Consider the following 17,362-nt stretch of genomic DNA (forward strand, 5'->3'; position numbering starts at 1 on the left):
AGGGGGGTTCGCCTCGGGCCGGGTTTCCGTACAACAAGATTCATGTGCTTGGCTATGTTAATTCTTGCTTCTCAGTATCCGGTTTTCAAGGTTCTGCGGCGCCCCTGCGGGCGCCCCGCGCTTTCGTTGTGTTTCAAGCGCGTGAGGAAATATATTACTCTTTCGTTTCTTCACTGTCAAGAACTTTTTACCAAAATTCTTGGAAGCTTGGGGAGAAGCTTGCTTCTCCGCGCTTCGGGGAATTACTTCCTCTTAGCAAAGAACCGTTCCGCGCTTTCCTCAAACGCGGGTTTTGTATATTACTCGTAAGGTGGGTGTAACGCAATGGGTAATTTTGCAAATACTTGATCTTTTTTGCCCCAAAAGGAATAATCCCAGGTGGTAAGGCATAGAATGTGAATCTATGTGTGGCACCCTCCACGAGTGCCACACATACGAGCGCCTTAACGGTTGTTCATGCCGTTCTGGTTGCCTTTGCCGCCGTGTCCCCCACCGTGGCCATGGCCGTGTTCGTCGGAAGAGCCTTCGGGGGAAAGCTCGGCGATGCGATCGCGCAATTCGTGCATGGAAAGACCCTGGCACTCCTCGAGCGTGACGCTGGGGTCGAGCTCCATGAGCTCGAGCGCGGCGCGGTAGCGGCCGGCTCCCATGCCGGCCGACGAAGCGGCTTCGCGCGTGTCCTCGTCCACGGCGTGGCAGGAACCGCGGCACGGCAACGAGCTGAGGCAGGCGTCGCTCTGCTGGCGGATGTTTTCCGCTTGACGGTCGTCGCCGGACGTGACGCTGATTTCCACGTACGAATCGGCCTGCGCGTAGGGCGAGAACGCATCGCTCTCGGTGAGCAGCTTGAGAGCGTCGGCGTACCCGCGACCGGTCAGGGACACGGCATCGAGCAGCGCACGGCCGTCGTCGTTGAACGCTTCGGCCTGCACGACGATGCCGAATCGGTTGACGCCGAGCTCGATGGACGGATTGACGTCGATGCCCACGTATGTGGTGGGCTGCGCGTAGGCGAAGCCGCCGAACCCGACGACGGCGAGCACGAGGCAGGCTGCGACGGCGGCTACGGCACGGCGCAGCGAGACGAAGCGAGTGCGCGGGCGCTTACGTGGAGTACGTTCGGGCGCGGACGAAGGGGCTGGGACCGCCGGGGTCGCAGCGGGCGCAGCCTGCTGCTCGGTTGCTTCGGCAACGCACGCTATATAGGTAAGGGCGCTGCGCTTCACATCGTCGGGAACCGTCACGGAGTCGAAGGCTTGACGCACGCGCGTATCGAGATCGTTCATGACAGCACCTCCTGCAGCTGCTTTTTACCGCGCGCGATCCACGAGTACACCGTGTTGACGGGCGCTTCCACCATCTGCGCGATTTCGGGAGCGGTGTAGCCCTCGTAGAGCGCGAGGTACAGCGGTGTGCGCAGCGGATCGTCGAGCGAGCGCATGGCATCCACCACCTCGCTGGCAAACGAGGCCGGCTGGGTTGCGGGATCAACCGACACGGCGCATTCCGCGCAGGAAGCCGCTTCGAGGGGGATGACGCGGCGACCTGCCGCCTTCAGCATGTCCTTGCATATATTGGTAGTCACGCGGATGAGCCACGCCTTGCGGTGCTCGTCGCCGTTGAACTCCTGCTGGTCGGCGAGGGCGTACTTGAGAAACGCATCCTGGAATGCGTCTTGAGCATCGACATGGGAGCGAAAGTAGAGCACGCAGACGCGCCATACGGCGTCGCCGTGGCGCTCCATCGCCCCCTCGATGTCTTCGGGTGATCGCATGCGGTGGTGGCCGGTGCGCTATCGATGCATGCGACCGTGGTGGCCGCCGCCGTTGCCGTTGGCCGCGCTGTAGCCAGCACCATTACCGGTGCCGTTGCCGCAGCCGTGACCGTGGCCGTGGCCGGTGCCGCAAGCGCCCGAGCCGTAGGTGTCGCAGATGCCGTCGTTGTCGGCATCAGCATAGCCGGGGCAGGCGCCCTGGCCGTTCGTGCAATTGTCGCAGACGCCGTCGCCGTTTTCGTCGGCGTAACCGGGACATCCCTGCTGGTTGTCGGCGTATGCGCCGCGCACGGAGGCGATGGCTCCTTCGACCGTGGCAGCCGCATCGCTCTCGCCTGCTGCATGCATCGCATGATGGGCAAGCGAGCCCGCGCCGCCCATGGGCGCCCATGCCTGATGCATGCCGTTGGCGAACGCGATGGTGGGCACGGCAAGCATGACCAAAGCCACGGCAGCGACGAGCACGATGATGTACTTCTTCATGGTTGAATCCTCCTGGTTGTCGTTCGTTCTTCACCTATAACACGAACGAGCCATGCCTATCCTTGCAGGAATTTTCAAATAATGCAATGCGCATCTGGAAACGCGCAGCGGGCGACCCGAAGGCCGCCCGCTGGTCAGTGCGAGACGATACGCGATCGAGCTACACGAGCTTGACGAATTTGCGCTTGCCCACCTGCACGGTTGCTCCGACAAGCAGAGCGGGATCGACGTTGTAGGACTTCGCGGGCAGCGCGTCTCCGTTCACCTTCACGCCGCCGCCGTCGATGAGGCGGCGCGCTTCTCCGGCGCTTGCGGCCATCCCGGCATCGGCCAGCAGTTTCGCGAGGTACACGGTGCCTTCGTCGTTGGGCGTGAGGTCGGCTGCGAACTCGGGGATGTCGTCGGGCACGGCGTGCTGCTTGAACACGAGGTCGAACTGCTCCTCGGCCGCCTGCGCCGCCGCCTCGTCGTAGTACGCGGCCACGATGTTCTGCGCGAGGGCGCGCTTCACCTTGTTGGGATGCAGCTCGTCGGCGGCCAGACCGCGCTCGATTTCGTCGATCTCGTCGACCGGCAGCGCCGAGGCGAGGCGGTAGTACTTCACCATGAGCTCGTCGGGAATGGACATGACCTTGCCGAACATGTCGGCCGGCTCGTCGGTGAGGCCGATGTAGTTGCCGTAGCTCTTCGACATCTTCTGCACGCCGTCGGTGCCCTCGAGCAGCGGAAGCGTGAGGCACACCTGCGGTTCCATGCCCATCTTCTCCATGAGCTCGCGGCCGGCCAACAGGTTGAACAGCTGGTCGGTGCCGCCGAGTTCGACGTCGGCTTCGATGACCACCGAGTCGTAGGCCTGCATGAGCGGGTAGAGGAATTCGTGCAGGCTGATGGACTGGTTCGACGTGTAGCGGTTGTGGAAGTCGTCGCGCTCGAGGATGCGGGCCACCGTGAAGTTGCTGGCCAGCTTCAGCAGGCCCTCCATGTTGAGGGAGAGCAGCCACTCGGAGTTGTAGCGCAGGGTGGTCTTCTCGGGATCGAGGATTTTGAACGCCTGGTCGACGTAGGTTTGGGCGTTCGCCTTGATCTGCTCGGACGTGAGCTGCGGGCGCGTGGAGTTGCGGCCCGAGGGGTCGCCGATGAGCGCGGTGCCGTCGCCGATGATGAGCGTGACGCCGTGGCCGAGATCCTGGAACTGACGCAGCTTGCGCAGCGGTACGGCGTGGCCGAGGTGGATGTCGGGGGCCGTGGGGTCGACGCCCAGCTTGATGTTGAGCGGCTTGCCCCGCTTGAGCTTCTCAAGCAGCGCGCTTTCCGGCACGATCTGCGCCGCGCCGGAAGCGATGGTGTGCAGTTGTTCTTCCGCGGAAAGCATGGTCTCCTCTTTCTATGTATACGTAGCTCACGATTCTACCATAGTGGGCAAGAGGGGGCGCGGGAAGGCGGAACTACGAGACGCCGCGGAAGAGGTGGCCGCTGGTGGTGCCGGGGGTTTTGGCGATGGCGTTGTTGTCGGCGTGGGCGACGTTGCGGGCGCGCACGGCACGGGACACGGCCTTCGTGGTCTCCTCGACGTTCATGAGCGTGGTGTCCACCATGAACGAGGTGACGCCGGCGTGGATGAGGTCGGGCAGCGTTTGCGCCACATCGAGCTGCACGCCGTTGAACAGGTGGCTGCGGCCCATGGCGTCGGTGATGACCGGGAACTCGTACTCCTTGCGGTCGCGCAGGTAGTGCGGGCTCTTACGGCGCGGGCACGCGTCACAATCTTCGTCGCACGGTCCCTGGCTCATGAGCAGGCAGTGCTCGGTGACCATGAGCTCCTGCGCACCGATGATGGTGAGGCCCAGCTCAACCGGGGAGTCCTCGGCAATGTCGGCGATTTGGCCCAGCGTGAGCTCAGGCGAGAGCCATACGCGCTGCGCGCCGAGCTCGGCGGCGGCGGCAAGCGACAGCCCGTTCGTGACGGGAACGTGCGGGCCGAGCTCGACCTCGGCCCCGAGCTCGGCGGCGCGCACGAGGCCGGCCAGGTTCTCCACGAGCACCGGCTTGCCGGGCTTGACGTAGCGCCAGGCGTCGAAGCCGAGCGCCGCCTCGCGCGTGCCGGGCACCGGGTCGTGCTCGACGGTGGGCAACGCGACGACGGCCTGCTTCGGGTAGCCCGCTTGCTCGGCGGTCGACGAGCGCTGGCCGGCCACGACGGCTTCGCCGCGCTTGTTGTTGAGCGCGGGCACGAAGATGATGTCGGCGCCGGCGCGCTTCGCGGCGCGGGCACAGGCGGGATTCGTAGCCCACGCGGCGATGCGCACGCCGCGCGGACGGGCGGGTGCCGGCGACACGCGCTCCTGCACGCGCGGGAGCGCGCGGTTGCGCGTGGGGGCGAGCAGCTGCTCGCTGAGGTCGTCGAGCGCGGCGGCGCGCACGCGATGGAGCTGCGAGAACCCGATGCCCACGCCCTCGTCGAGTTCCACGTCGAGCGCCACGAGCTCGAACGGCGTTTGGCCAAGGCGGTCGATGTGGGCGCGCACGTCGTCTTCGGCGACGGGCTTCGTGCGGGCGGCTTCCACGACGTCGCCCTCGGCCGTGCCCACCGTTGCAGCGGCGGCTTCGCTGTAGGCGGCGCTTTCCGCGAGCGAGAATTCAACCCGCAACGGCTGGCCGATACGCAGCACGGCGCGCCCCGTCACCGCGACGCGCGGCTCGAACAGATCGTCCTCGAAGGCGGCTTCGGCACTGCGCACGCGGAACACGCGATCGCCCTTCCCCACCGGACGATCGGGGGAAACGCGCACGTTGCCCTGCGCGTCGAGCGACACGGCATCGATCGTATAGGCGAAGTGGCCCTTGTTCGTCCAGAATTCCAGCACGTCGCCCGCAACGAGCGGACGCTCGGCGGCGATGGAGGCGGTACCGTTTTTCGCCGACAGCACGCGCCCGACGAACACGCCGCGGTTGTTCGGGCGGCCGTAGCTCATGATGTCGTTGCCGCGCTTGCCCTGCAGATACGCGGTGGTGAAGCCGCGCGAGAACGCCTCGGCGAGCGTCTGATGCTCCTCGTCGGTGGCTTGCACCGAGGAGGCCCCCTCCGGCTGTTCGGATGCGGCGCGCTCCTTGATGATGCGGTCGAGCACGGCGCGATACGTGCTGGTGACGGCGAACACGTACTCGGGGGACTTCATGCGGCCCTCGATTTTGAACGAGGTGACGCCCGCCTCCACCAGCTGCGGAAGCAGGTCGATAGCGCACAGGTCTTGCGGGGACAGCAGGTGCTCGCCCGGCGCGGGCAGGTTCTTGCGCAGCGCCTTGTTGTGCAGCGTGTACGGCAGACGGCACGCCTGCGCGCACATGCCGCGGTTCGCCGAACGGCCGCCGATGAGCGACGACATGAAGCACTGCCCCGAGTAGCACACGCACAGGGCGCCGTGCGCGAACGACTCCACCTCCATGTCGAGCCCGTCCGCCACGTCGACGAGATGCGCGATCTCGGGAAGGGAAAGTTCGCGCGCGAGCGTGACGCGGCGGGCGCCGAGGCGCGCGGCCGCTTCGATGCCGGCGGCGTTGTGGGTGTTCATCTGCGTGGAAATGTGCAGGCGTGCCTCGGGAAGCGAGCGCGCGATCTCGGATGCGATGCCGATGTCCTGCACGATGAACGCGTCGGCTCCGGCGCGGTACGCTTGACGCACGGTCTCGAGCGCGCGCGTCACTTCGGACGGCAGGATGGCGGTGTTGAACGTCACGTACACGCGCACGCCGCGCAGGTGCGCGTAGGCGCAGGCGTCGGCCAACGTGTCGAGCGTGAAGTTGTCGGCGCCGCGGCGGGCGTTGAACGAGTCGAGCCCGAGGTAGACGGCATCCGCCCCGCCGCGCACGGCGGCACGGAGCGCCGCGGCGTTGCCGGCGGGCGCGAGCAGTTCGATGGCATGCTGCATGGAAGTTCCTTACCTATATATAGTAGTGCGTCACGCGACCTGCGGAACAAGATGCGTCCTGAGAGCAAGAGTTCCGGACTTCTCCGGTCGAACGTTACGATTCGGTATCGGCGCTATGGTAGTATAGTCGAACGATGAAAAATCGGAGAAAACAGCGCGAAATGCGCACCCACGCGGTGAAATGGGCCCTCGTCTTCACGATGGTCGCCCTCTGTTTTGTCGGCTATGCGGCCGTCCAAGGCGTGCTGCACGTGATGGACGGGTGGACGAAGGACCTTCCGAGCATCGAGGACACCGACTTCACGAACACCTCCCGCGAATCCCTCATGTACGCCGGCGACGAAAGCACCCTGCTGGCGGAATTTCAGCTTGAGAAGCGCTACCCCGTCACGTACGACGAGGTGAGCCACTTCGTGCTGGAAGGCACGGTGGACACCGAGGACGTGCGTTTCTACGAGCACACAGGCGTGGACATCCCCGGCATCGCGCGCGCGGCCCTCAACAACCTGCGCGGCGGCGACCTCGAGGGCGCGTCCACTATCACGCAGCAGCTCGTGCGCAACACCGTGCTGTCGGAAGAGGCCACCGACATCTCGTTCAAGCGCAAGATTCGCGAGGCGCAGCTGGCCATGGACCTGGAGAAGCGGTTCGACAAAGACGACATCCTGGTCAAGTACCTGAACATCATCAACTACGGCGACGGCTGCTACGGCATCGAGGCGGCGGCGCAAAACTACTTCCAGGTAGCGGCCATCGATTTGACGCTGGCACAGGCGGCCACGCTCGTGGGCATTCCGCAGTCGCCCACCTTCCTCAACCCGAAGGAGTATCCCGAGGCATGCCTCGACCGCCGCAACGTGGTGCTCGACCGCATGCTGGCGGCCGGCGACATCACGCAGGAGGAGCACGACAGCGCACAGGCCGAGGAACTGGGGCTGGACCCCGAACCGGATGCGCCGACGGACGGCATCTACGCCTACCCCTACTTCACGAGCTACGTGCGCGAGCTGCTGTTCGACGAGAACAACCCCTACGGCTGCTCGTACGCCGACCTGTTCAAGGGCGGGCTGACCATTTACACGACGCTCGACACCGCGCTGCAGGACGAGGCCATCGCGGCCGTGGACAATCAGCGCGCGAACATGGATGCGAACCTTGATGCCTCCATCGTGGCCATCGACGTGGCAACCGGCCAGGTGAAAGCGATGACCCGTGGCGTTCCCTACGGATCGGGCGAAGGCGAGAGCCAGGTGAACATCGCCACCGGCAGCGGCGGCACGGGGCGGCAAGCCGGTTCCACGTTCAAGGCGTTCACGCTGGCGGCGGCCATCGAACAGGGCATTTCGCCGCAGACGCTCATCGACTGTTCGTCCCCTTTGAAGGCGGGACAGGACGGCGCACCGCAGGACTTCGAGAACTTCGGCGGCGCCAGCTACGGCATCCAAACCATTCAGGGCGCGACGGCCATCTCGTCGAACACCGGCTACCTGCGCCTGTCGAACTCCATCGGGCAGTCGTCCACTACGGAAATGGCCTCGCGCCTGGGCGTCACGTCCGAGATGAGCCCCGTGTACACGGCAACCGAAGGCGTGGCCGACGTCAACCCGCTTGAGATGGCGAGCGCCTACGCAACCCTGGCAAGCGGCGGCATGAAGCGCGACCCCGTGGTGATCACGAAGATTCTCGACCGCGACGGCACCGTGATCTACGAAGCGGGCGACACGAGCGAGCGCGTCCTGGACGAGGCCGTGTCCGCGGCGACGACAAAGGTGCTGCAGACGGTGTTCACGCAGAGCGGCGCCACGGCGAACTCAGCCCAGCTGAACAGCGGACAGCCGGTGGCGGGCAAGACCGGTACCGCAAGCCTGTTCACCGACCACTGGCTGGTGGGCTATACGCCCAGTCTGTCGTGCGCGGCGTGGATCGGAGACCCGAGCGGCGCCGTGCCCACCGACACATCGCTCACCGCGAACGCGCTGTGGAAGGACTTCATGGATCGGGCGACCGCCGGCAAGGAGATCGAGAACTTCCCCACCGTGAAGGACCCGCCGTACAACAACCCGTACAACACGGCGCAGAAGAGCAAGCTGGGCAAGAAGGTCGAAGACACCAAGAAGGACGATTCCACCGACAGCGGAACCAAGGACGTGAACGCGGCGCCGAGCGCGGTGGGCAGAACGTACGACGAGGCCATCGAGATACTGAACGGCTACAAGGCCGGGTACCTCGAGGAATACTCGGATACGGTGCCGAAGGGCACGGTGATCAGCCAAAGCGTGCAGGGCGGCCAGGTGGTCATCGTCGTGTCGCTCGGGCCGAAGCCGGCAGCGTAGCAGACGCGCACCCCTCCTTTTTGGCGCGCATGCTATACTTCACGCAGGCCAAGGAGGAGGGGTCCAATGGTCAGGGAAGCCAAAGACACGAAGATGCGTTTCGCCAACGCCCTGTTCGAGCTATGCGAAACGAAGGACATCAACAAGATCACCGTGAGCGACGTGCTTCGCGCAACGAGGGCCGCGAAGCAGACGTTCTACAATCACTTCAAGGACATCAACGACCTGATATTCTTCGCTTCGATGGCGCACTTCGAAGAGGATTACGCGCGATTCTACACCGAGCAGGGCTGCCTCGACATATTCAATTACGTGAAAAAGCACCGGGCGTTCTTCAGGCAGCTACCGCGCCATGAAGGCCAGAACTGCTTTCGCGAAACTCATTTGGCCTGGCTGAAAAGCATCTACTACACCGAAGCGCTTCAGGGGGAGCCTTGCGAGGTTTCGATGCAAAAACACCAGCTGGACGCTTACCTCTACGGTATCGTAGACCTGTTCATGGATTGGTGCACGAGCGATATGGCATGGTCGCCGGAGGCCATCGCGAAGGTCATCTTCGATTCGAAGCCACCGTTCCTTCACTGCGATCCTCTTCCCGACGCGCACCTCAAGCGAGCCTCCGGCACGTCGACGTACGCATTCGAAAGTTAGCCTGAAGCTACAAGACACAAGGCCGAGGATCGTCTGTTTTCCTTCGATAGAAGCGTCCGTATACTCGTTCCCAGGAAGACCCGACAAGAGAGCGGGCTGGGGAACGAGGAGGAACCTATGGATGAAAACACGAGGGAAGAACTGGGCCTGAACCGCCGCGACTTCATCAGAGGAGCAGCGGTCGGCGCCATGGGCATCATGCCCATCTTCAATTTGCTGGGCTGTAGCCCTTCCCCTTCGAGAGGTTCGGCCAACGCCGATTCCGCCGATGCGAAAGAAGCCGATCCTTCGAATGCAAGCGCGTCTTCGGGCGAGTGGGTCGACGTCCTCAGAAGCGACGACCTCATGGAGAAGGTCCTCGACGAAGCCGAGATCACGGAAGACGTGACCTGCAGCGACGGCACGGTAATCCCTGCCGTGTACGTTCGTATGCGTAACCGCATCAATCGCATCGGTCGCGGCATCGGATCGATTCCCGCCGACTCCACCAGCTGGGACATGATCAAGTACCTCTGGTCGGAGGAAGATGCCGAGAACTACCTCGCCATGCCCTTGCACGAATACTTCTCGGCTGGCGATTACGCCGCCGTAGCAGGAATATCCGAAGAGGAAGCCTCCGCCATCCTTGAAGATCAGGCAGCTCGCAATCTGATCTGGCGTGTGCGCCGCGGCGGGTTGGCACTGTTCGTGCTCATGCCCTACATCAACGGGTTCTGGGAGTTCAACGAGCTGGACGCGCTGTACCACCGGGAAGAGGGCAAGGTCGCCGAATTCGACACGCAGGGAATCACCGGCGTCGACCCTCATGGGGAAAGCGGCTTCGACAACACGTTTCCCCTGTTCCGCTCGTATCCCGTGAGCGTCGACGTGGTGGAGGGAGACAAGTTGGCGCCCTACCATGACTGGCGCGCCCTCATCAAGCGCAACAGCACCATCACCGTGTCGGCATGCCAGTGCCGCACCATGTGGAATGCGCTGGGCGTTCCCTACCCCGAGGAGCACCCGCACCGCACGTGCCTGTCGCTGGGCGAAATGGCCGAATACTTCATCGAGAACGAGATCGGCGAGCAGATTACGCAAGACGAGGCCATCTCCATCGTCGAGGACATCATCGACAAGGGTATGGTGGTGGAATCCATCTGCGCGAAAGACGCCGACATCATCTGCTGCTGCCATTCGCAAAGCTGCGGGAACCTGATGGCGTACCGTGGCATCAACGGCGAGGGCGCGTGCTCGACGTACTACAATGCCTACCTGCTCAAGTACGACAGCTCCGCATGCACCAAATGCGGGACCTGCGTCAACATCTGCCCGATGACGTCCATCTCCTTCGGCGACGATGGCTTCTGCGTCATGGACAAAGCCTGCGTGCGTTGCGGCCAATGCGTGCGCGTATGCCCTGCCCACGCGCGCATCCTGACCGAGAATCCCAGCTATCCGGAGCTGCCGGCCGACTACGTGGAGTGCAACAAGTATTTCGCAAAAGACCGCATGCAGCGCGGCCAGCTGGTCGACTTCACCGACACCACGCTGTAGAAGCAGCCGCGATTCGCAGGGAGGAGGAGTCCATCGTGCACGAAATGTCGTTGGTACGCAACGTGGTAGACGCGGTCGTTGAAGAGGCCGAGCGGGCTGGAGCTTCGAAGGTGACCGCCGTGTACCTGGTCATCGGCGAGGGCCGCGACGTGGTGGAGGACTACTTCGAAGGGCTTTTCGGGTTCCTCGCACGCGGAACCGTAGCAGAGGATGCTGAAGTCATCATCCATCGCGTGCCGTACACCATGCGATGCAACCGGTGCGGCTTCGCTTTTCACGTCGACTATATCCGGCACGCTGCGAAAACCTGCCCCCTATGCGCCTCGGAAAACGATTGCACGTTTCATTCAGGCATGGAGTTCTATATCAGCAAGATCGAAGCGTCGGTCTCCGCAAGCGAATCGTCCCGAACGGGGTGCGACCCGGGCGCGCGGGGTCGAGGGGCCGCGTAACAGACACGACAACGGGGAGGATACGATGGACGAAACCCGCATCATCGAACTGCGCAGAAGCATATTTGCGAGGAACGACGCCGAAGCCGACGCGTTCCGTGCGGCGCGCAAGGCTGAGAACACGTTCTTCGTAGACATCATGGCATCGCCCGGAGCAGGCAAGACGACGTTGCTCCTGGCGCTTATCGCCCAACTGCGCGCCGATTCCGCAGCCTCGGGAGACGATGCGCCCAGCGTGGCCGTCATCGAAGCCGACCTCGAATCCGACGTGGATGCGCTCAAGATCAAGGAGGCCGGCGTCGCATCGGTCGAGCTGAACACCCGCGGCATCTGCCACGTGGAGATGGGAATGGTGCATCAGGCGTTTTCCGCATTCGGAGACGCGCAGTACGAGTACCTGTTCTTGGAAAATATCGGCAACCTGGTATGCCCAGCCGATTTCGATACCGGCGCGCATCTGCGCGTGATGCTGCTGTCGGTGCCGGAGGGCTGGGACAAGGTGATGAAGTACCCGCCCATGTTCGCCGCGGTGGATGCGCTCATCGTCACCAAAACCGATTATCTGCCCCTCAATCCGGACTTCGACAGGGATGCGTTGCGCACGCAGGCGCGCATCCTCAATCCGGATATCCGGTACTTCGAAACTTCGGCTCGCACGGGCGACGGCATCGAAGAACTGGCGGCATGGTTGCGTTCGCAGCGAGAAGCGACGCTGGCATAACCTTCGAGCGCGAGAGAAAAAGCCCCGCCTGATTGCGAGGCTTTTTTGGTGGCGGGACACTCACGTCTCGGAGGCGTACGCCTCATTGAACAACGACAAGAGTTCTTCACGGGAACCGACACCCAGCTTGCGATAGATGTTGCGAATATGAGTGCGTGCCGTGTTGTCCGAAATGAACAAGTTCTTGGCAATGAACGATGAGCCATAGCCGCGGCTGAGGTAATCGAGCAATTCGCGTTCGCGGTTAGTCAAACCGTGCCCGTCAGCCAGCACCTCGATACGCAGACGGCGAAATTCCTCAATTGCATCGGGGTCGATTGCGGATCGAGCGGGTTCGACGGCGTCGTCATCATACGGGCGACACAGATCACGCCATGACGAATATCCTAGCTGAACGATAACGCAGGCGAAATAGCAGCAAATAACGACCCAGAGCACGGGCCCTATCGTATCGGATGAAGCCAACCCGCCTCCGGACGCCAATCCGACGAGCGTAACGAGGTTGCTTGAGAAGAATGCCGCTCCGAACACGAACGGCAACGAGAACTCGCCCGCCGCCGCGATCGCAACAAGCGAGGCAAGAGCAAACAGCGACAAGAACATCATCGGCACGAATATGTAGGCAGCGCCGAGAACGAACGGCATGCTGTTGGCAGGAAAACTCCCCAACACAACCGACACGGCAATGAGGCCCGGCACGACGAGTTTGTCCACAAGGAGCACGAACGGAGTCTTACGGTGCATGAGACATAACGCAACGGCAACGATCGAAGCTGCCATCCCGCCGATGAACTCGCTGCGCAGGGTGACGCCGTCGATGCTGAACTCGCACGACGCTGAAGTAAACGTACATATGAGAAAGCCGACCAGGGGCAACCAGATCACCGACATCAGATTGCCCACCGCAGCACCAATCCCCGCACCCACCGCGCCTGTCGCATCAGCCACGTTCCTGCATGCAACCATTGAATCTTCCACGCTTTTGGTATCGCGCCCCGAACGAAGCAAAGCTCCGCCAGCTCCTACGCCAGCGCACGCAACGCCAAGCAAAGCGGCCGGCAGCGCCGGAAGAAGCGAAAGCGCCCAACCGAGAAGCGCCGCGCCCACGCACGCCAACGCGCCGTGGAACATGACATTCCGCACGTCAAGCGCGTAGCGCGCAACCCACGCCATGGCAATGGGCATAGAACATGCCGCCAATACCATGCCTATGCATGCGAACCATACGGGTGGCAACGACCCCAAGGACAGCGTGCTCCAGAGAACCGTTTCCAGGACAACGTAGCCCGCAGCACCGCCAACCAGCATCCGATGGCCGAACCCGGGCCACGAGGGACGGCGGCTTGAAAAGAACGCAAGCGCCGCCGAGAGCAGTAAGCTTGCGCCCGCCATCGCCGTCACGAGCGGATCAACGCCCGATGTGCTCCCGATAAGATCACGCATTATGCGCACATTCGGCACATACAGCGGCATAGAGGCGAGAAACGGCGCGAGCAACAGCAACGACGGACGTAATACGAGCTTCGGCTGCGCGTTCAGATAGCGAAGGAACGCACGAGATTCCTGCATGGCTTTCACCTCCCCTTTCCTCGCATTTTACCGCACGGTTCTCCGGCACGCCTGATCAAGACGGCGTAGCTGCAAAATACTGCAAAACGGTGAGGGGGATCACGCAACGAGGTGATCGACCGCACACGATCGCAAGGCCTACGATCGTTCCAGATGCAAGCCACGTCAAGGAGGGAATCGAATCATGAACAACCGTACATCCGCTGATGAGAACAATGGAAAGCGGCCTGGCCTTTCGCGTCGAGCGTTCCTCGGCAGCGCAGCTATGACCGCCGTCGGGGCAGGCGCCATGGCCATGCTGGGAGGCTGTTCTCCTGCGTCGAGCGCGTCTGCCACGGCAAACACGGCATCCAATGATGCGGGTGCGGGCGATCAAGCAGTCAGTCCATCCGGCATCAGGTACCCTTGGCCCGCAACCCCTCCCGAGATTGCCGAAAGCGACATCGAGGAGGAGATCGATGTCGACGTGGCCATCATCGGCTTGGGCGTGTCGGGCGTCGCCGCATTCCGAGCCGCCGCTGAAGCGGGAGCAAAGGTAGTCGGCTTCGAAAAGGGCAGCGAGCCGAGCGTACGGTCGAGCCAATACGCATATCTGAACGGATCGATGACCGAACGGTTCAACTTGGGCACGTTCGATTTGGAAAAGATCATCGACCACGAGTTCGCGGAATGCTCGAGCATCACGAACTACTCCATCATCCGCAAGTGGGCCTACAACTGCGCAGATGCTTTCGACTGGTGGTGCGCGGGCGACGAGGAGCTCTACTTTCCGGAGCCGGGCGAAGTAATCGGCATGATGGGCGATCCCAACCATCCGGTTGCCGTCGCATCCATGAGCGACCCGAACATCGACTACGAAAACGAGAACCAGGCAGCCTACCCGGAGAATCTATCGTTCACCGACCATCCCCACGTGGTAAACGCGAACCTGCAAAAAGGCATCGATGCCGGCGGCGCCACTTATTTCGGCCATTTCGCCGAGCAGCTCATCATGCAAGACGATGCCTGCGTGGGCGCCTACGTGCGCAATGCCGATACCGACAAGTACAAGAGAGTGCATGCGAAAAACGGCGTCATCCTCTCATGCGGCGACTGCGGGTCCAATCCCGACATGATGAGCGTATTCTTCCCCGCCGTCGTCGAGAACGGCAACGGCAATCCTTGGCCGAATATCGACGTCGAGGGCAACCGCACGAACACGGGCGACGGGTACAAGATGGGCTACTGGGCCAATGCAGCCATGTCACAGTATCAGGCACCGATGGTGCACGTGATGGGTGGCCCCGGCGACACTGATTCGCAAAACGACTCCATGGGGCTGACGGGGCCGCTCTTGCGCCTCAACTACCACGGCAAGCGTTTTCAAAACGAGGACGTAGCGGCAACGGAGTGCGAGTTCGCGTTCGATCGCCAGCCTCAGCGCAAGGCGTTCGCGATCTTCGACTCCCACCTCGACGAGCAAACTCCCCTGTTCATCAACACGTTTGCGTTCACCCTCGCGGATTTCGACGAAAAAGCGGGCAACGGCACCATCTTCAAAGCCGACACGCTCGAAGAGCTATTCAAGTCAATTGAGGGCATGGATGCCGAAGAAGCCCTGCGATCGGTCGAGCGCTACAACGAGTTGTGCGCGAAGGGCGTGGACGACGATTTCGGCAAGAAGGAGAAGTACCTGCTACCCGTGCAGGACGGCCCTTTCTACGCCCAGCGTATGGGTGTGGGCCTGTGCCTTTGCACGATGGGCGGCCTCTGCTCCGATGAGGAAGCGCACGTCATCAGCACCGAGCGCGCCATCATTCCCGGACTGTACGTATCGGGCAATGCGCAAGGCGACCGTTTCGCTGTTAAGTACCCCTTCAAGCTTTCGGGTACAAGCCACTCCATGGCCATGTACTACGGCAAGGTGGCTGGAGAAAACGCGGCGGCGGGAAAATAGCCATACGCGAAAGGTGCCCGAGGAGACACAGCGAACGCATTGCGCCCCGGAGCTTTTAGTTCCGGGGCGCTTGCCGCAACGGCGTGGGAGGGATGCCGTATATGCGGGAACTATCGCTTTACTGCTGCGCAGCCGCACGACCGGTCAGCATGCCCATCGTCTCTGCCATGGACAAACTCTGGCCGGCAATGGACGTGAAGTACTGCCAACCGAAGCGACCGCCCGAGGCATTGCCCGCTGCGTAAAGGCCGGAAACCGGATGGTAGTTCTCATCGAGCACCCGCCCTTCGGCGTCCACTAAAAGCCCGCCGCACGTCACCATTATCACGCCGACTTTCTTCGTGCCCTTGTAACCGTAATAGGGAGGCTGCGTGAGGCCGATCATCAGCGAAGGATCTTTTCCGAAATCGGTATCGGCTCCCGCCGCGCAAAGCTCGTTGTAATGCTCGATGGTTTCGACGAACGAATCAAGTGCCGCGCCCGTGTAACCGAGGTACGTGCCAAGCGTTTTGAAGTCGTCGGCCGCGAACACCGTCGACGCGCTCATTGCCCCTACGATATCGTCAGCCGTCTTCGCATCGCCGCCCGCACCGTCCTTCTTCGCATCGGCATCGTCAGCGGAGCCCTTTTCCTTGCCTGCGTACGCTTTTTCCATAACGGCGTGAATGGCGCTGAAATCCCCCGAAGAATAGTCGATGGCCATATGGCCGAAAGGCTGAGCCTTGATCAGCTCTTCGACGTTGCTGTCAAACACGGTTGCGATCTCGCCTGACGGCTGCCACGCGCCGGGCATAGCTTGGAGCTCGGTCGAACCGAACCCTTCGTTCGAATAACGTTTACCGTCTGCGTTGATCCAAAGTGCCGCCGTGGCACCGAGCAGGTCAACCGGCTGATCGGTGGGATACCAGTACGCGCCGTCCATCGTTCCGATGCACGGGTCGATACGGCCGCCAGCCCAGTAGCCCATTTGGATGCCCGTACCGTCGGAATCCATCATCGCGGTGATCTCGTCGTCCGGGCCCATACGCTCGTTGATCTCGTAGAGCAGATCGGCGCACATGTCGGCGTTAGCGCCGAAACCTCCCGTGGTGACGATAACGCCCTTGGCAGCGTTGACCCGCACATAACCGTCTGGCCCTTCGCCAACCGCCCCCGTGACGGCCCCCTGGTCATCGGTTACCAGTTGGCAAGCCTTCGTGCCGTAATACACCTTGCCGCCTGCATCGATGCCCGCCTCGATGCAGTTCATGAGAGCGTCGTTGATGTAGTCGCCCATCATGGCCGTGCCCACCCACGTTTTCACACCGGAAAGCTCCTTTTTGAAGGGGGCCCCTTCGATGAAACTGCGAATCTCGATGCTCTCCTTCTGCTCGTCGGTGAGGTTGGGGAACAACCAATCGAAGCACGGACCGCAGTTCTTGGCGTAATTCATGACGAGACCCGGGTTCGAGCGGTTGTTCGAACGAACCTGCCAGTCGTTCATGAATTCGACGACATCGACGTTCGGAACGCCGCGCCCTTCCAGAAACGCCGAATTGATGTGCCCGATTTGCCCGCCGCCGCGGAACGTGAGCGCGTCCTCCTTGGCCTCATGCAGAGCGCACACCTTTGCACCAGCCTCAGCCGCCGCGCGAAAGGCCGCGCAGCCCGCGTGCCCCAGCCCGATAACAAGCACATCGCACTCATAGGTTTCCGCGATGTCGGTGATGGGGTCGGGTGCTTGCCGCCAGGTAGAGACCTGGTTGCCGGACGATACAGAACCGCTTGCCTCGCTGGTTTTCCCGTCTGTCGCCGATGCGGGCGAGCACGCTGAAAGCGCCCCCGCTCCCATGACGGTTGCAGCCCCGACCGCAGCCGCGCTGAGGAATCCACGCCTGGAAATTTCTCCCATATCATTCCCTCTCTTTCGAACTGTGCGTTGAAGTCCGCGCCATGCAATAGGCGAGACCCTTCCGGGAGTATCATTCCGGCCTCCCGCAGG

General features: G+C 62.4%; 13 protein-coding genes. 6 read left to right on the plus strand and 7 right to left on the minus strand.

What is annotated here, in order from left to right; all coding sequences use genetic code 11:
* Nucleotides 1–443 precede the first annotated feature (443 nt).
* The 5 genes from C1876_RS11050 to C1876_RS11070 form a co-directional block, all read right to left on the minus strand.
* Nucleotides 444–1,286 carry an anti-sigma-I factor RsgI family protein gene (locus C1876_RS11050; RefSeq protein WP_114546792.1) on the minus strand — a complete coding sequence of 281 codons (843 nt, stop codon included), beginning with the start codon at nt 1,284–1,286 and terminating at the stop codon, nt 444–446.
* The gene (locus C1876_RS11055; protein WP_244910112.1) at nt 1,283–1,744 is read right to left on the minus strand and encodes an RNA polymerase sigma factor; all 462 of its coding nucleotides are present in this window, start codon (nt 1,742–1,744) and stop codon (nt 1,283–1,285) included. Before C1876_RS11055 ends, C1876_RS11050 begins: the two co-directional genes overlap by 4 nt.
* Before the next feature lie 48 nt (nt 1,745–1,792).
* On the minus strand, nt 1,793–2,257 hold the full coding sequence (locus C1876_RS11060; RefSeq protein WP_114546794.1) for a hypothetical protein: 465 nt from the start codon (nt 2,255–2,257) through the stop codon (nt 1,793–1,795).
* Between the two features lie 160 nt (nt 2,258–2,417).
* Nucleotides 2,418–3,629 (minus strand): tyrosine--tRNA ligase, encoded by a 1,212-nt coding sequence (gene tyrS / locus C1876_RS11065; protein ID WP_114546795.1) that lies wholly within the window; start codon nt 3,627–3,629, stop codon nt 2,418–2,420.
* Nucleotides 3,630–3,702: 73 nt separating this feature from the next.
* Complete coding sequence (locus C1876_RS11070) at nt 3,703–6,183, minus strand: U32 family peptidase (RefSeq protein WP_114546796.1); 2,481 nt, start codon at nt 6,181–6,183, stop codon at nt 3,703–3,705.
* A 161-nt stretch (nt 6,184–6,344) separates the two neighbouring features.
* Here C1876_RS11070 and C1876_RS11075 point away from each other — a divergent pair, with 161 nt between their 5' ends.
* The 5 genes from C1876_RS11075 to hypB all read left to right on the plus strand — a co-directional run bounded on the left by C1876_RS11075 (nt 6,345) and on the right by hypB (nt 11,876).
* The gene (locus tag C1876_RS11075) at nt 6,345–8,516 is read left to right on the plus strand and encodes a penicillin-binding protein (protein ID WP_114546797.1); all 2,172 of its coding nucleotides are present in this window, start codon (nt 6,345–6,347) and stop codon (nt 8,514–8,516) included.
* Between the two features lie 66 nt (nt 8,517–8,582).
* Nucleotides 8,583–9,167 carry a TetR/AcrR family transcriptional regulator C-terminal domain-containing protein gene (locus C1876_RS11080; protein ID WP_114546798.1) on the plus strand — a complete coding sequence of 195 codons (585 nt, stop codon included), beginning with the start codon at nt 8,583–8,585 and terminating at the stop codon, nt 9,165–9,167.
* A gap of 117 nt (nt 9,168–9,284) precedes the next feature.
* A complete protein-coding gene (locus C1876_RS11085; RefSeq protein ID WP_114546799.1) occupies nt 9,285–10,703 on the plus strand; it encodes a 4Fe-4S binding protein in 1,419 nt (472 codons plus the stop codon).
* Nucleotides 10,704–10,747: 44 nt separating this feature from the next.
* Entirely contained in the window at nt 10,748–11,155 is a 408-nt protein-coding gene (locus C1876_RS17635) for a hydrogenase maturation nickel metallochaperone HypA/HybF (protein ID WP_244910124.1), read from the plus strand.
* A 25-nt stretch (nt 11,156–11,180) separates the two neighbouring features.
* On the plus strand, nt 11,181–11,876 hold the full coding sequence (gene hypB, locus C1876_RS11095; protein ID WP_114546800.1) for a hydrogenase nickel incorporation protein HypB: 696 nt from the start codon (nt 11,181–11,183) through the stop codon (nt 11,874–11,876).
* 60 nt (nt 11,877–11,936) lie between these two features.
* Here the strand turns inward: hypB and C1876_RS11100 are convergent, their stop codons facing one another.
* Nucleotides 11,937–13,445 carry a response regulator transcription factor gene (locus tag C1876_RS11100; RefSeq protein WP_244910125.1) on the minus strand — a complete coding sequence of 503 codons (1,509 nt, stop codon included), beginning with the start codon at nt 13,443–13,445 and terminating at the stop codon, nt 11,937–11,939.
* Between the two features lie 184 nt (nt 13,446–13,629).
* On the opposite strand from C1876_RS11100, the gene C1876_RS11105 reads away from it, so the two are divergent.
* A complete protein-coding gene (locus tag C1876_RS11105) occupies nt 13,630–15,381 on the plus strand; it encodes an FAD-binding protein (RefSeq protein WP_114546802.1) in 1,752 nt (583 codons plus the stop codon).
* A 118-nt stretch (nt 15,382–15,499) separates the two neighbouring features.
* Here C1876_RS11105 and C1876_RS11110 read toward each other — a convergent pair whose 3' ends face one another.
* A complete protein-coding gene (locus C1876_RS11110; protein WP_114546803.1) occupies nt 15,500–17,272 on the minus strand; it encodes an FAD-binding protein in 1,773 nt (590 codons plus the stop codon).
* Nucleotides 17,273–17,362: the final 90 nt, after the last annotated feature.

It is taken from the genome of Eggerthella sinensis (genome assembly GCF_003339815.1).
GTDB lineage: Bacteria > Actinomycetota > Coriobacteriia > Coriobacteriales > Eggerthellaceae > Eggerthella > Eggerthella sinensis.

Excerpts from the sequence above, each read along its gene's own strand:
- hypB (WP_114546800.1), top strand. The coding sequence starts at position 11,181 with ATGGACGAAACCCGCATCATCGAACTGCGCAGAAGCATATTTGCGAGG.
- C1876_RS11105 (WP_114546802.1), top strand. The coding sequence starts at position 13,630 with ATGAACAACCGTACATCCGCTGATGAGAACAATGGAAAGCGGCCTGGC.
- C1876_RS11075 (WP_114546797.1), top strand. The coding sequence starts at position 6,345 with ATGCGCACCCACGCGGTGAAATGGGCCCTCGTCTTCACGATGGTCGCC.
- tyrS (WP_114546795.1), bottom strand. The coding sequence starts at position 3,629 with ATGCTTTCCGCGGAAGAACAACTGCACACCATCGCTTCCGGCGCGGCG.
- C1876_RS17635 (WP_244910124.1), top strand. The coding sequence starts at position 10,748 with ATGTCGTTGGTACGCAACGTGGTAGACGCGGTCGTTGAAGAGGCCGAG.
- C1876_RS11110 (WP_114546803.1), bottom strand. The coding sequence starts at position 17,272 with ATGGGAGAAATTTCCAGGCGTGGATTCCTCAGCGCGGCTGCGGTCGGG.
- C1876_RS11050 (WP_114546792.1), bottom strand. The coding sequence starts at position 1,286 with ATGAACGATCTCGATACGCGCGTGCGTCAAGCCTTCGACTCCGTGACG.
- C1876_RS11070 (WP_114546796.1), bottom strand. The coding sequence starts at position 6,183 with ATGCAGCATGCCATCGAACTGCTCGCGCCCGCCGGCAACGCCGCGGCG.
- C1876_RS11055 (WP_244910112.1), bottom strand. The coding sequence starts at position 1,744 with ATGGAGCGCCACGGCGACGCCGTATGGCGCGTCTGCGTGCTCTACTTT.
- C1876_RS11100 (WP_244910125.1), bottom strand. The coding sequence starts at position 13,445 with ATGCAGGAATCTCGTGCGTTCCTTCGCTATCTGAACGCGCAGCCGAAG.
- C1876_RS11085 (WP_114546799.1), top strand. The coding sequence starts at position 9,285 with ATGGATGAAAACACGAGGGAAGAACTGGGCCTGAACCGCCGCGACTTC.
- C1876_RS11060 (WP_114546794.1), bottom strand. The coding sequence starts at position 2,257 with ATGAAGAAGTACATCATCGTGCTCGTCGCTGCCGTGGCTTTGGTCATG.
- C1876_RS11080 (WP_114546798.1), top strand. The coding sequence starts at position 8,583 with ATGGTCAGGGAAGCCAAAGACACGAAGATGCGTTTCGCCAACGCCCTG.